This is a genomic window from Streptomyces sp. NPDC060049 (assembly GCF_042736715.1).
Taxonomy (GTDB): Bacteria; Actinomycetota; Actinomycetes; order Streptomycetales; family Streptomycetaceae; genus Streptomyces.
This window is the reverse complement of record NZ_JBHWVV010000003.1, coordinates 501,286-514,235: the sequence shown is the minus strand read 5'-3', so window position 1 is coordinate 514,235 and position 12,950 is coordinate 501,286. Positions and strand designations below refer to the sequence as shown.

Genomic DNA, 12,950 nt, shown 5'->3' with positions numbered 1-12,950 from the left:
CGGGCCCCGCACGCCCCGGCGCCGGTCCCCGGCGGGCCCACGGCCGCCCCGCGGGGCCCCGCGACCGTCCCGCGGGGCCCCGCGACCGTCCCGCGCCGCCACCGGCGGGCGACGTACCGCCCCGAGCAGGCCCCGTACCGCTGCGCGCATCCATACCCCCTGTTGGTCCTGTCGACTACGGACGCGCGTGCGGTCCCGGCGGTTTCCGGGCGGGCGGCCCCGGCCTCTGCGCACCTCCCGCGCCCGCCCCCCTGTGAGCAGCCGGTAAACACCCGTCACCCCGGCGCAACGCGGCGGCAACCTGCGGCGCGCAGGATCTGTTCATGACGGAGCCGGCGCACCCTCCCGAGTCCCTGCCCCTCCCGCTTCCCCTTCCGCCCGCCACCACGGCGGAGTTGCTGACCCGGATCACCGCCCAGCTCGGCACGCAGCTCAGCGGCCTGCGCCCCCGACACCTCGGAGTCCCCCCATGCAGCCCATCCTCGTCGCCGTGGCCCACGGCAGCCGTGACCCGCGCGCACCGCGCACCGTCGAAGCCCTCCTCCAGCGGGTCCGTGAGCTCCGCCCCGGCCTCGACGTCCGGCTCGGGCACATCGAGCTGAACCACCCCCTGCTGGACGACACCCTCGACCGGGCCGCCGGAGCCGCCGTCCTGGTGCCGCTGCTGCTCGGGCGCGGCACCCACGTCAAGCGGGACCTGCCGGCCTCCGCCGCCCGCGCGGAGCACCTGCGGATCCGGATCGCCGCCCCGCTCGGCCCGCACCCCCTGCTCGTCGAAGCCCTCTACGAGCGGCTCGTGGAGGCCGGCTGGAGCACCGGGTCGCCGGTGGTGCTGGCCTCCGCCGGGTCCCGCGACCCCGGCTCCGCCGCCGACGCCCGGGCCACCGCCGCCCTGCTCGGCGAACGGCTCGGCGGGGTGCCCGTCGTACCGGCCTACGCTTCGGCCGCCTCGCCCACCGTGCCCGACGCGGTACGGGCGCTGGCCGCGCGGGGACACCACCGGGTCGCGGTCGCCTCCTACTTCACCGCCCCGGGCCGCTTCGCCACGCAGTGCGCCGCCGCCGCGCCGGGTCCGGCCGCCGCCCCGCTGGGGGACCATCCGGCGCTGGCCCGGCTGGTCCTGCGGCGCTACGACGAAGCCCGCGCGGCCTTCGCGGTCCCGGCACGGCAAGGGCACCCGCGGGAACTGGCCACCGCGTAAGGCCGGGTTGGTTCGGATTGCTCGGATTGTCTCGTCTTGTCGGCGGGTGCGGTTACCGTTCTGGGCATGGAAGGCATGGAAGGCACCACCGCACCCGTCCGCCCCGACCAGCCCGGCGAGCCGTACGCGAGCGCCGACACCGAGCGCTGGGCCACCGAGCCCGACAAACGGCCGGGCCGCACCGCCTTCCAGCGCGACCGCGCCCGCGTGCTGCACTCCGCCGCCCTGCGCCGGCTCGCCGGGAAGACCCAGGTGGTCACCCCCGGGACGCGTTCCTACGACTGGGACGCGAGTCCCCGTACGCGCCTGACCCATTCCCTCGAGTGCGCCCAGGTCGGCCGCGAGCTCGGCGCGGCGCTCGGCTGCGACCCCGACCTCGTCGAGGCCGCCTGCCTCTCTCACGACATGGGCCACCCCCCCTTCGGCCACAACGGCGAGGAGGCGCTGAACGAGTTCGCCAAGGACTGCGGCGGATTCGAGGGCAACGCCCAGTCGCTGCGCCTGCTGACCCGGCTGGAGCCCAAGCGGTTCGTCCCCGACCCGGCGACGGGCGAGCTGGTCAGCGTCGGGCTGAATCTGACCCGGGCCGCTCTGGACGCGGCCACCAAGTACCCCTGGGCGCGCGGGGGCCACCCGACCGAACCGGACTCGGTGAAGTTCGGCGCGTACGACGACGACCTGCCGGTCTTCGAGTGGCTGCGCCGCGGCGCACCCGCGGACCGCAAGTGCTTCGAGGCGCAGGTCATGGACTGGTCGGACGACGTGGCGTACTCCGTCCACGACTTCGAGGACGGACTGCACGCCGGCCACCTCGACCCGAACCTCCTGTTCGCCGAGCCCGAGCGCGCGGCGATCTGGCGGGTCGCCATCGGCCGGTACGTGCCCTCCGACACCGAGCCCGAGGAACTGCGCGAGGCACTGGACCGGCTGATGGAGCAGGAATGGTGGCCGCACGGGTACGACGGCTCGGCCGTGGCGCAGGCCCGGCTGAAGGACGCCACCAGTCAGATGATCGGCCGTTTCTGCCTGGCCGCCGAGGGGGCCACCCGGCAGGCGTACGGCACCGGCCGGCTGACCCGGTACGCGGCGGAGCTGGTGGTCCCGCGCGAGGCGCGCAACGAGTGCGCCGTGCTGAAGGCGGTCGCCGACCTGTACGTGATGCAGCGCGACGAGCAGGAGCGGATCCGAGCCGATCAGCGCATCGTCCTGGCCGAGCTCGCGGAGGCGCTCAGCGCACGGGCGCCCGAGGGCCTGGACCCGCAGATCCGGGCGGTCTTCGACGCGGCCCCGGACGACAAGGCCCGCAAACGCGCGGTCGTCGACCAGATCGCGGCGCTCACGGACGCTTCCGCGCGCTCCCTTCACGCCCGCCTCACGCTGCGCACGCGACGCGCCGAAGGGTGAGCTGATCGGGCCACTCCCCCTTCACGCGGCAGGCTCAGTGCGGGACGCTCGCATGTGGCCGCATGTGGCGCAGAGGTTATGAGGAGGCATCAGGTGGTCGACGCACACCGGACGTTCGTCATCGTCGGCGCAGGGCTCGCCGGGGCCAAGGCAGCCGAGACGCTGCGCTCGGAGGGGTTCACGGGGCGGGTGATCCTGATCGGCGACGAGCGCGAGCATCCCTACGAGCGGCCCCCGCTCTCCAAGGGCTATCTGACGGGCAAGGAGGAGCGCGAGAGCGTCTTCGTCCACGAGGCGTCCTGGTACGCGGCCTGCGACATCGAGCTCCACCTCGGCCAGCCCGCGGTCCACCTGGACCGGGACGCCAAGAAGGTGGTCCTCGGCGACGGCACGGCGCTGCCCTACGACAAGCTGCTCCTCGCCACCGGCGCCGAACCGCGTCGGCTCGACATCCCGGGGACCGGGCTGGTCGGGGTGCACCACCTGCGCCGGCTCGCGCACGCCGAGCGGCTGCGCAAGGTCCTCGCGGGCCTGGGCCGCGACAACGGGCACCTGCTGATCGCGGGCGCGGGCTGGATCGGCCTGGAGGTCGCCGCGGCGGCCCGCGGGTACGGGGCCGAGGTCACCGTGGTCGAGCCGGAGGCGACCGCGCTGCACACGGTGCTCGGTCCGGAGATCGGCCGCCTCTTCGCCGACCTGCACGCCGATCACGGGGTCCGCTTCCACTTCGGGGCCCGGCTGACCGAGATCGTCGGGCACGACGGCATGGTCCTGGCGGCCCGCACCGACGACGGCGAGGAGCACCCGGCCCACGCGGTCCTCGCGGCGATCGGGGCCGCGCCGCGGACCGCGCTCGCCGAGACCTCGGGCCTGGCCCTGGTGGACCGGGAGCACGGCGGCGGGATCGCCGTGGACGCCTCGCTGCGCACCTCGGACCCCGACGTCTTCGCGGTCGGTGACGTGGCGGCCGCGCACCACCCGGTGCTGGGGACCCGGCTGCGGGTGGAGCACTGGGCGAACGCCCTCAACGGGGGTCCGGCCGCGGCGCGGGCGATGCTCGGGCAGGAGGTCTCCTACGACCGGGTGCCGTACTTCTTCTCCGACCAGTACGACGTGGGGCTGGAGTACTCGGGCTACGCCCCGGCGGGCGGCTACGACCAGGTGCTGATCCGCGGTGACGCGGGCAAGCGGGAGTTCATCGCCTTCTGGCTCTCGGAGGGGCGCGTCCTGGCCGGGATGAACGTGAACGTGTGGGACGTCACCGAGCACATCCAGGCCCTGATCAGGTCGAAGGTGCCCGTGGACCGCGACAAACTGGCGGATCCCTCGGTTCCGCTTTCCGCCCTGGTACCGGCGGAAGGGGCCTGACGGGTTTGTCGGTCCCCGGCCGTAGACTTCACGCGTGGCAGGACGGATCAACGACGACGACGTGAAGGCGGTACGGGACGCGGTCCCGATCGACGCCGTGATCTCCGACTACCTCCAATTGCGCAACGCGGGCGGCGGCAACCTCAAGGGCCTGTGCCCCTTCCACGACGAGAAGTCCCCGTCCTTCCAGGTCAGCCCCAGCAAGGGTCTCTACCACTGCTTCGGCTGCCAGGCGGGCGGGGACACCCTCGACTTCATCATGAAGATCGACCACCTCTCCTTCTCGGAGGCGGTCGAGCGGCTCGCCGGCCAGGCCGGCATCACCCTGCGGTACGAGGAGGGCGGCTACACCGCCGGCACCAGCGGCCGCGGAGAGCGCATCCGGCTGGTCGAGGCGCACAAGGCCGCCGCCGACTTCTACAGGGACCAGCTGGGCAGCGCCGAAGCGGAGATCGGCCGCAGGTTCCTGGCCGAGCGCGGCTTCGACCAGGCCGCCGCCGAGCACTTCAGCGTCGGATACAGCCCGGCCGGCTGGGACCACCTGACCCGCTTCCTGCGCGGCAAGGGCTTCAGCGACAAGGAACTGATCACCTCGGGCCTGGCCCAGGACAGCCGCAGCGGAAAGCCCATCGACCGTTTCCGCGGCCGGCTGATGTGGCCCATCCGCGACATCAGCGGCGAGGTCGTCGGCTTCGGCGCGCGCAAGCTGCGCGACGACGACAACGGCCCCAAGTACCTGAACACCCCCGAGACCTCGATCTACAAGAAGTCCCAGGTCCTGTACGGCATCGACCTGGCCAAGAAGGAGATCGCCAAGACCTCCCGGGCCGTCGTGGTCGAGGGCTACACCGACGTGATGGCCTGCCACATGGCCGGGGTCACGACCGCGATCGCCACCTGCGGCACCGCCTTCGGCGGCGACCACATCAAGATCCTGCGCCGGCTGCTCATGGACAACGCGACCGCCGAGGTGATCTTCACCTTCGACGGCGACGCGGCCGGCCAGAAGGCCGCGCTGCGCGCCTTCGAGGACGACCAGAAGTTCGCCGCGGAGACCTCCATCACCATCGCCCCGGGCGGCATGGACCCCTGCGACCTGCGCCTCGCGCAGGGCGACGCGGCCGTGTCCGGGCTGGTCGAGGCCCGCACCCCGCTGTTCGAGTTCGCCCTGCGGCACATCGTGTCCCGGCACAACCTGGAGAATCCGGCCGGCCGCGCGGCCGCGCTGGACGAGGCCGCCCCGGTCGTCGCCAACATCAAGAACGTCGCGATCCAGCACGAGTCGGCCGTCCAGCTGGCCGGCATGCTCGGCATCCGCGACGAGCAGTTCGTGGTCAAGCGGGTCGCGCAGCTCGCCCGCTGGGCGCGCGACCGGGGCGGCCAGGGCGGTCCCGGCGGCCCCCAGCAGGGCCGCGGCCGGTCCTACGAGGCCGCGCCGGCGCCCTTTGCCGGTCCGGCGGGCGGTCCCGCGCTGAACCTGCGCAGCCCGGCCCACCGCACCGAGCGCGAACTCCTCAAGCTCGCGCTGCAACGGCCCGCCCTCGTCTCCCCCGCCTTCGACGCGTACGGGATCGACGAGTTCACCGCCCCGCCCTACGCGGCCGTCCGCCAGGCCGTCCAGGACGCCGGCGGCGCCTCCCTCGGCACCGACGACTATCTGACCCGGGTCCGCGCGGCCGCGCCGAACGACACCGTCCGCGCGCTGGTCACCGAGCTCGCGGTCGAGGCGATCCACGCGAAGACCGTCGACGAGGTCTACGCCGGGGTCCAGCTCGTGCAGGTCCGGCTCCGCGCGGTCGACCGTCGGGTGCAGGAGGTCCAGGGCACGATGGCCCGCCTCGGCCCGCAGGCCCCGCCGGAGCAGCTGGCCGCGGTCCAGGAGGAGCTGTGGGTCCTCCAGCAGTACGGGCAGCGGCTGCGCAACCGGGGCGCGGAAGGTCTGTGAGCGGGTCGGGGGTCAGGAGGCGGGTCGGGGGTCAGGCGTGCTGCGGCACCTCGTCCTTCAGCATCGTCCGCAGTGAGTCGCGGAACTCCTGGGTGTCGGACTCGCCGTGCACGGACACGGCGTGCTCGGTGGCCGCCCGGACCACTTCCTCCTCCTCGCCCACGATCATCAGCGAGCACTTCGCCTCGCTGGGGTAGTCCCTGCAGTCCATGACCTTGCGCATGGCGTGCCTCCCGGATCGGTGGTGCGGCTGCGGACGTCGCCGTCCGGGCGGCGCTCGGGAGGGGAGGCGTGGGCAACCGCGTTCGGGGTCTCCTTCCACGATCCCCCCTGCGGCCCCCGCCCGCTCTCCGGGGCGGCGGGATGGTGGGGGTGTCGGGTTCTCGTCGTGCCGGACGGAGGACGGGACGGTCTACCGGCGCAGCCAGTCACCGCCGGGGATCCGCTTTCCCGAGTGCGCGAGGCGCCGGGCCAGCGGTGGCGCCGCCAGGTAGACCCAGGCGCGGATCGGGGTGCCGTCGGGGCGCAGGGCCTCGCGGGCGATGCGGTCGTAGGTGTTGACGGGGCTCCCGGGGCCCTCGTACTCCTCCAGCAGATCGAGTGCGACGAGGAGTTCCCCGTAGGCCCCCGGGACCGGTGTGATCAACTCCCCGGCCACGGCGGAGCCCGCGCGGGCGACGGCGAAGGGGTAGCCGGGGCCCTCGTACAGCGCCGCGTCCGGCAGCCGGGCGGGTTCCTCGGCGGCCGTGCGGCCGCGCAGGAACAGGTCGTGGTTGACCTCGCCGGGCCGCAGGGTCCCGTAGACGAAGAAGGGCAGCTCCTCCACCTGAGGAATCGTTCCTTCGCCGTGGCCGCCGTGGCCCTCCGGCCGATCGGCCGATGTCATGCGGCCCTCCCTCGCTTCGCAGTGGGCCGTCCGCCCGGGGTTCCACCGACCGCCACCGGGCCTGAAGTCCCCGGTGCGGCGGGGGAAGCCGGCAGACCCACCGCTGCCGCGCGAGCTTCCGGCGCCCGTGGCCGACGCCGTCCACCGCCAGTCTGCCTCCTCCCCCGACACCCCCTCCCGCCACCCGTCGGTTCGGTCGCACGACACGACCCGCCCGCCTTCCGGCCGGCCGGGCGGGCACGGCCCCGCGCCGCGGCACCCCGTACGCGCGTCGGCCCCACTGACCGGACCACCGTCACCCGGACGGGGTGGGGGCCCACGGATGGCCCCTCGTGCCCATTGAGCTGCGGAAACGGCACGGCTGCCCACACCCCTCAGGCCAATCTGACACCGCATCAGCAGGCGCGTGGCCGCCGCCCCCGGTTACCTCGGAAACACGACCCCGTGCCCACAGGAGACCTGCCATGCGCCGACGCACAGCCCACGTGCTCACCGCCACCGCGCTGACCGCCGCCGCGTTCACCGGCCCGGTGGCCGGTGCGGTCGCCGCAGCGGAACTCGGCATGGCGAGCTTCTCGGCCGGGGACTTCGCCCCGCTGGAGGTCTGGCCGAAGTCCGCCGGCCCCGGCACGACCGTCACGGTGAACACCAACGCCTGCGGGCCCGGAAGCCACGCCGACGGCGACGCCACCACCGTCGGGGGCGGCCGCTTCAAGCTCTCCTCGGGAACCCGCAAGGAGGTCGTCGTGGGGCAGTTCCAGGTGACCCGCGGCACTCCTCCCGGCACCTACGGCATCGGCGCCACCTGCGCGAACGGCAAGTTCGCCACCGGCGACCTGATCGTCACCGAGCACGACCGCGGCCCCCAGGGCCTCGTGCGGACCGGGGTGGGCGGTGGCACGACCACCACCGCCGACCCCGCCAAGATCGCGGCGGGAGCGGCCGTGCTGGCCGCGGCCGCCGTCGGCGGTACCTGGCTCCTGCGTCGCCGGGCGAGCGGCACGCGGAGCTGACGGACGCCCACCGCGGCTCCGACCGCGGTCCGACCGGTACCGTCCCCCGTCGCCCGCCCCGCGAGGTCCCCCCCGTTCGCGGGGCCGGGCGACGGCCAGTCACCACGCAAGGAACGCGGGCGCGACGGCTGGTGCCTCGACCCGCGAGGCGGCCAGCGGCGCCCGGCACGGCACCTCGCCGCGTCGCCGGACCGCGCACGTACGCCCGCACGAGCGGCGGCCTTCCACCCCGGGCCCCCGCGGTAGCCGGGGCACCGCACCGAACACCGCGACCCGGCACACCTTCCCGGCCACAGCACTAGGGGGCCCGCGATGGACGCAAGCCGAGCCCGCTCCGGCGGGCTCGTGGCTCTCGCCGCCTGCGTCGGCGTCTGGCTCGTCGGCAGCGGCTCCTCCGAGCCCGTCCGGCCTCCGCTGCCCTCCCCCGGCGAGGCGCTGAGCGCCCACGCCCAGTACCCCGGGGCCATCGCCCCGCTCCCCGGTTCGCGACCCACCCGCATCAAGATCCCCGCCATCCGGGTGGACGCCCCGCTCGCCGGGCTCGGCCTGCGGTCCGACGGCAGCCTCGACGTGCCACCGCCGGCCCGACGGGACCTCGCGGGCTGGTACCGCGACGGGACCACCCCCGGCGCCACCGGCACCGCGGTCGTCGCCGGGCACGTGGACGACGCGACCGGCCCGGCGGTCTTCTACCACCTCGGGGCGCTGCGCCGGGGGGCACTGATCGAAGTCTCACGCGCGGACGGGCGCACCGCCGTGTTCACCGTCCACGCGGTGGAGGTCTACGACGCCAGGGCCTTCCCCGACACCCGCGTCTACGGGTCCTCGCCGCGCGCCGAGCTCCGCGTCATCACGTGCGGCGGCGGCTTCACCCCGCGCACCGGCTACCAGGGCAACGTCGTCGTCTTCGCCCACCTCACGGGAACGTACTGAGCTCCGTGCCGGGCCGGCCCCCGGGCGGACCGGTCTCAGAACGACGGCGCGTACCAGCGGCGGTGGACGTACGGCTCGACGCACAGGACGGCGGCGCCGGCGACGGCGCCCACGAGGAGCGAGGTCCAGCCGCCCCCTGCGAGGAACGCGCCCGCGCAGGCGGCGGCCACGAACAGCGGCCGCGCCAGGGTCAGCGGCCCGAGGCCGATCACCATCGCGAGGGTGCTGGCCCGGAACGGCAGGGCGAAGTAGGCCGCGAGCGAGAGCGCGACCGCGAGGGCGTAGAACGCGAGCGGGACGAGGAAGCCGGCGCCGCCGTCGGCGAGGGCGCGGTAGGCCCGGTCCGGGTCGTCGGCGGCCAGCAGGACGCCGCAGGCCGTGAGTGCGGGGGCGAGCAGCACGACCGCGCCGACTCCGAGGCCGCGCAGGGCGGCGCGGGTGACGGCGCGGTGCTTGCGGATCCGGGCGTCCCGGCCGGCGTAGGCGCGGAAGCCGCTGAACGCCGCGTCGACGAGGCCGAGGACGGCCAGCGGCAGGGCCGGGTTCACCGTGCGGACCCGAGGGCGGCTCCGGTCGCGGAACCGGCGCCGGCGGCGCCGGACAGCCCTGCGCCGGGCCGGAGCCCGGGCGTCACCCGCTCCGCGCCGACGAGCCGGCGGGAGTCGCGGCCGAGGGCCCGGCGCAGCGGCTCCTCCAGCTCGGGCCGGACCCCGATGATGGGGCGCAGCGTGGTGCAGAAGGGGTTGGCCAGGGTCCGGGGCTCGTAGACCAGGGGCCGGATGCCCGGCACGCTCGCCGCGCGAAGCAGGGTTTCGTCGGTGTGGGCGCGGCGGGCGGAGACGACTCCGTCGTGACGGCCGAGCGGATGGCGCATCCGGGCCCGGTGGAACATCCAGGCGCCGACGGGTGCCAGTCCGGTGGCGGCGATGTCGAAATGGCAGAAGGCGAGGGCCGGGGAGTCGGCCTGGGCCTCGAAGAACTCCCCGAGAGCGGGGCCGCGGAAGTGGTGCAGCACCCCGGTGGAGACGTAGACGGTGGCGACCTCCGGCAGGTCGAAGGCGTTGCCGTGGACGAACCGGCAGTCGAGCCCCTCCGCTCGGGCCAGCCGGTCGGCCTCGCCGACCAGCGCGGCGTCGAGGTCGACACCGATGAGCTCGACGCCTGGGCCCAGGGCGCCGGTGGCGGCGAGTCGGCGGATCAGGTAGCCGAGTCCCGAGCCGATGTCGACGAGCCGGAACCGGCCGCGCCGGCCTGCGATCTCGCGGATGGCTTCGAAGAGGGGACCGATCACGTGCACCAGTCGTTCGTCGATGCGCAGTTCCTCGCTGAGCCGCTGCATCTCGGTGTGGACGCCGATCATCAGGCGGTCCACGGCGGCCGGGTCGAGCACGTCGTCGGCGCCGGCCGGCAGCCGGGCGACGATGCGGGCCGCACGTCGGTCCCCGGCCTCCTGGAGCCTGCGGATCACCTCGCTGCGGCGGACCGGAAGCCGCTCCCCGGTGCGCGGGTCCGTGACGGTGATCAGGTCGGATATCTCGAGGTGGGGCACGACGGGAACTTTACGCTGCGCGTCAGCCCCACTGCTCGATGCCCAGCTTGAGCACGAGGGCGCCGACCACCGTCAGGAGGACACCGCGTACGAACCCGCTGCCCTTCCTCAGGGCCATGCGGGCGCCGATCATCGCGCCGGCCAGGTTGAAGGCCGCCATCAGCGCGGCCAGTTGCCACAGCACCATGCCCTGGTACGCGAACATCGCGAGCGCACCGGCGTTGGTGCACACGTTGACGATCTTCGCGGTGGCGGAGGCGGTGACCAGGTCGAGGTGGAGGAGGGCCGTCAGGGCCAGGACGAGGAAGGTGCCGGTGCCGGGGCCGATGAGGCCGTCGTAGAAGCCGATGCCGAGGCCGGCCAGGGCGATGGCGAGCAGGACGCGCTGCCGGCTGACGGGCGTCGCGCCGGGGGCGGTGCCGAAAGCGGGCCGGAAGAGCACGAAGCCGGCGACGATCACCAGGACGACCATGATCATCGGTCGCAGCGCGTCCTTGCTGATCCCGCCGGCCAGCGCGGCCCCGCCCATCGAGCCGACGAGCGCCGCCAGGCCGATGCGGACGGCGAGCTTCACGTCCACCCGGGTCTTGCGCAGGTAGGTCACGGCCGCGCCCGAGGTCCCGACGATGGCCACGGCCTTGTTGGTGCCGAGGACGGTGGCGGGGTGGGCGTTCGGCAGGCCGAGCAGGAGGGCCGGCAGGAGCAGCAGGCCGCCACCGCCCACGACGGCGTCGATCCAACCCGCGGCGGCGGCGGCCACGCACAGGATGATGATCATGGTGGTCGATATGTCAGGCACGGCACCGACCCTACGGAGCAGGTGGGTGCATCAGCCATCATTCCCCGGAAACTTGCGCAAAGGTTGAGCTTTGCCGGGCCGGAACGCGGTCCGGCGCCACCGGAGCCGCCGGGTCCACCGCCGTCGTCAGCGCGCTGGCCGCCAGCACGCTGGCCAGCCCGAGCCCGGCCGCCAGCCGCCGCGGGGGCGGTACGCGGGCCAGCACGGCCAGCACCGTACGCGCCGGGGAGGTACGCGGCCTGCGATGGCGGGCCGCGCCGGTCACGGGCAGGGCCCCGGCCGGGGGAGCCGCCCCGGCCGGTACGGACACGGGCACGGCTACGTGCAGCGGGTGGCGCATGGTGCGACCTCTCGGAGGCGGAGCGGGCTCGGGCTCGGGAACGGCGGCGGCTCGGAGGCGCGGAAGATGCGGGAAGCGGACCGCGGAATCGGACGCGCGGAACTGGGGCGCCGGCGGGCTCCGCGGCCGCAGCGACTCAGAAGCTGAAGCACTCGGTGTGGATCCGCCCGCCCGGTACGCCGGCCCGCAGCAGCGCTGCCCGCGTGGAGTCCGCCATCCCGGGCGGCCCGCACAGGTACACGTCGTGCTCCGTCAGGTCCGGGACCAGCGCGAGCAGCGCCCGTGCGGCCAGCGGATCTCCCCCGGTCACCGCCGGGAGGTGCCCCGGGGCGGCGTCCGAGCGCCCGAGCAGGTAGTGCAGCCCGGCCCCCCGTTCGGCGGCTATGGCCTCCAGCTCGGAGCGCAGGACGAGGTGCTCCTCGGCCGCGGCCCGGTAGAGCAGGGTGATGTCCCCCGGACCGCCCGGCAGGGTCTCGAAGAGGGTCCTCAGCGGGGTGATCCCGACTCCGCCGGCGATCAGCAGGACCTTGGTCCGGGTCCGGCGGGCCGCGGTGAGCGCCCCGAAGGGGCCGGTGGCGATCACCCGCGTGCCCGGGCGCAGCCTGCGGATCCGGCGGGAATGGCCGCCCAGCGCCTTCACGGTGATGCGCAGCGTGTCCCCGCGGACCGGAGCCGACAGCGAGAACGGCAGCGCGGTGCGCCACAGCCTGCGCCGCAGGAACCGCCAGCGCAGGAACTGGCCCGGCTCCGCGCCGAGCTCCGCGAGGTGCTCACCGCAGACGACGACGGAAACCACCCCGGGTCCCTCGACGCGGACTTCCGAGACCCGCAGGCTGTGCCGCAGGGCCTGGCGGACGGGGACCACCGCCCGGTACCAGACGAGCAGGACGGCGACGACGGCGTGGGCGAGGGCCCAGAACCAGGCGACCGGGGTCACGTCGGGCCCGGCGAGCTGGTGCCCGAAGGCCAGGGCCGCGGCGAGGTAGGCCGCCAGGTGCGCGCCGCGCCAGGTTTCGTACGGGACGCGGCTGCGTACGGAGCGGGCGGAGGTGATGCCGACGGCGGCCAGGATGGCCGTCGCGGCCGCCGCGGCGGCCACGGCGGGGTAGCCGAGCAGCTCCCGGACGGCGGAGAGCACATCGGCCCCCTCGTGGACGGCGTACCCGCACAGCGCGAAGAGGCCGTGCCCGAAACAGAGCAGCAGGACGTGGCGGCCGCCCAGCGCGTGCCAGCGGGCGAGCCGGTCGGCGCCCACCCCGTGCTCGACGGCGGGTACCCGGGCCATCAGGAACAACAGCACCAGGACTCCGTACCCGGCGAGCAGCCCGGACAGGTGGGCGGCGGTCGCGAACAGCGCGTCGATGCGGGCCGAGGGCCGCACTTGGGCGGCCCACAGCAGGGTCACGGCCCCCGCCCCGCCCAGCACCCCGCCCTTGACCCGCACCGCCGCATCTCGCATACGGGCCACGCTAAGGGCGGTCCGCACGGCCGCCGGGTCCGGCGGGTGATCCT

At 74.8% G+C, this 12,950-nt stretch carries 13 protein-coding genes; 6 read left to right on the top strand and 7 right to left on the bottom strand.

Annotated features, from left to right (window positions below):
- Positions 1-469 precede the first annotated feature (469 nt).
- The 4 genes from ACFWBY_RS07575 to dnaG all read left to right on the top strand — a co-directional run bounded on the left by ACFWBY_RS07575 (position 470) and on the right by dnaG (position 5,918).
- Positions 470-1,201: a sirohydrochlorin chelatase gene (locus tag ACFWBY_RS07575; protein ID WP_385339059.1), complete on the top strand. Its 732-nt coding sequence runs from the start codon at positions 470-472 to the stop codon at positions 1,199-1,201.
- A 66-nt stretch (positions 1,202-1,267) separates the two neighbouring features.
- Positions 1,268-2,605: a deoxyguanosinetriphosphate triphosphohydrolase gene (locus tag ACFWBY_RS07570; protein WP_385339056.1), complete on the top strand. Its 1,338-nt coding sequence runs from the start codon at positions 1,268-1,270 to the stop codon at positions 2,603-2,605.
- 93 nt (positions 2,606-2,698) lie between these two features.
- Positions 2,699-3,973, top strand: coding sequence for an NAD(P)/FAD-dependent oxidoreductase (locus tag ACFWBY_RS07565; protein WP_385339054.1), 1,275 nt, complete (start codon positions 2,699-2,701; stop codon positions 3,971-3,973).
- Between the two features lie 34 nt (positions 3,974-4,007).
- Positions 4,008-5,918: a DNA primase gene (gene dnaG / locus ACFWBY_RS07560; RefSeq protein ID WP_385339051.1), complete on the top strand. Its 1,911-nt coding sequence runs from the start codon at positions 4,008-4,010 to the stop codon at positions 5,916-5,918.
- Positions 5,919-5,949: 31 nt separating this feature from the next.
- On the opposite strand, the gene ACFWBY_RS07555 is transcribed toward dnaG, so the two are convergent.
- Entirely contained in the window at positions 5,950-6,141 is a 192-nt protein-coding gene (locus ACFWBY_RS07555; protein WP_385339048.1) for a DUF1059 domain-containing protein, read from the bottom strand.
- A 189-nt stretch (positions 6,142-6,330) separates the two neighbouring features.
- Positions 6,331-6,804, bottom strand: a complete 474-nt coding sequence (locus ACFWBY_RS07550) for a gamma-glutamylcyclotransferase family protein (RefSeq protein WP_385339045.1) — start codon at positions 6,802-6,804, stop codon at positions 6,331-6,333.
- Between the two features lie 464 nt (positions 6,805-7,268).
- Between ACFWBY_RS07550 and ACFWBY_RS07545 the strand changes: the two genes are divergently transcribed.
- The gene (locus tag ACFWBY_RS07545; RefSeq protein ID WP_385339042.1) at positions 7,269-7,817 is read left to right on the top strand and encodes a hypothetical protein; all 549 of its coding nucleotides are present in this window, start codon (positions 7,269-7,271) and stop codon (positions 7,815-7,817) included.
- A gap of 312 nt (positions 7,818-8,129) precedes the next feature.
- Complete coding sequence (locus tag ACFWBY_RS07540; RefSeq protein WP_385339040.1) at positions 8,130-8,750, top strand: class F sortase; 621 nt, start codon at positions 8,130-8,132, stop codon at positions 8,748-8,750.
- Positions 8,751-8,785: 35 nt separating this feature from the next.
- Here ACFWBY_RS07540 and ACFWBY_RS07535 read toward each other — a convergent pair whose 3' ends face one another.
- From ACFWBY_RS07535 to ACFWBY_RS07515, 5 genes are all read right to left on the bottom strand, one after another.
- Positions 8,786-9,298 (bottom strand): hypothetical protein, encoded by a 513-nt coding sequence (locus ACFWBY_RS07535; RefSeq protein WP_385339037.1) that lies wholly within the window; start codon positions 9,296-9,298, stop codon positions 8,786-8,788.
- Entirely contained in the window at positions 9,295-10,299 is a 1,005-nt protein-coding gene (locus tag ACFWBY_RS07530; protein WP_385339035.1) for a class I SAM-dependent methyltransferase, read from the bottom strand. Before ACFWBY_RS07530 ends, ACFWBY_RS07535 begins: the two co-directional genes overlap by 4 nt.
- A gap of 22 nt (positions 10,300-10,321) precedes the next feature.
- Positions 10,322-11,098 carry a sulfite exporter TauE/SafE family protein gene (locus ACFWBY_RS07525; RefSeq protein WP_385339033.1) on the bottom strand — a complete coding sequence of 259 codons (777 nt, stop codon included), beginning with the start codon at positions 11,096-11,098 and terminating at the stop codon, positions 10,322-10,324.
- 37 nt (positions 11,099-11,135) lie between these two features.
- A complete protein-coding gene (locus tag ACFWBY_RS07520) occupies positions 11,136-11,438 on the bottom strand; it encodes a hypothetical protein (protein ID WP_385339030.1) in 303 nt (100 codons plus the stop codon).
- 136 nt (positions 11,439-11,574) lie between these two features.
- Complete coding sequence (locus ACFWBY_RS07515) at positions 11,575-12,897, bottom strand: ferric reductase-like transmembrane domain-containing protein (RefSeq protein WP_385339027.1); 1,323 nt, start codon at positions 12,895-12,897, stop codon at positions 11,575-11,577.
- Positions 12,898-12,950: the final 53 nt, after the last annotated feature.

Bases quoted from the DNA above. Each gene is read 5' to 3' on its own strand.
- ACFWBY_RS07575 (WP_385339059.1), top strand. From the start codon at position 470: ATGCAGCCCATCCTCGTCGCCGTGGCCCACGGCAGCCGTGACCCGCGC.
- ACFWBY_RS07570 (WP_385339056.1), top strand. From the start codon at position 1,268: ATGGAAGGCATGGAAGGCACCACCGCACCCGTCCGCCCCGACCAGCCC.
- ACFWBY_RS07555 (WP_385339048.1), bottom strand. From the start codon at position 6,141: ATGCGCAAGGTCATGGACTGCAGGGACTACCCCAGCGAGGCGAAGTGC.
- ACFWBY_RS07550 (WP_385339045.1), bottom strand. From the start codon at position 6,804: ATGACATCGGCCGATCGGCCGGAGGGCCACGGCGGCCACGGCGAAGGA.
- ACFWBY_RS07545 (WP_385339042.1), top strand. From the start codon at position 7,269: ATGCGCCGACGCACAGCCCACGTGCTCACCGCCACCGCGCTGACCGCC.
- ACFWBY_RS07540 (WP_385339040.1), top strand. From the start codon at position 8,130: ATGGACGCAAGCCGAGCCCGCTCCGGCGGGCTCGTGGCTCTCGCCGCC.
- ACFWBY_RS07520 (WP_385339030.1), bottom strand. From the start codon at position 11,438: ATGCGCCACCCGCTGCACGTAGCCGTGCCCGTGTCCGTACCGGCCGGG.
- ACFWBY_RS07515 (WP_385339027.1), bottom strand. From the start codon at position 12,897: ATGCGAGATGCGGCGGTGCGGGTCAAGGGCGGGGTGCTGGGCGGGGCG.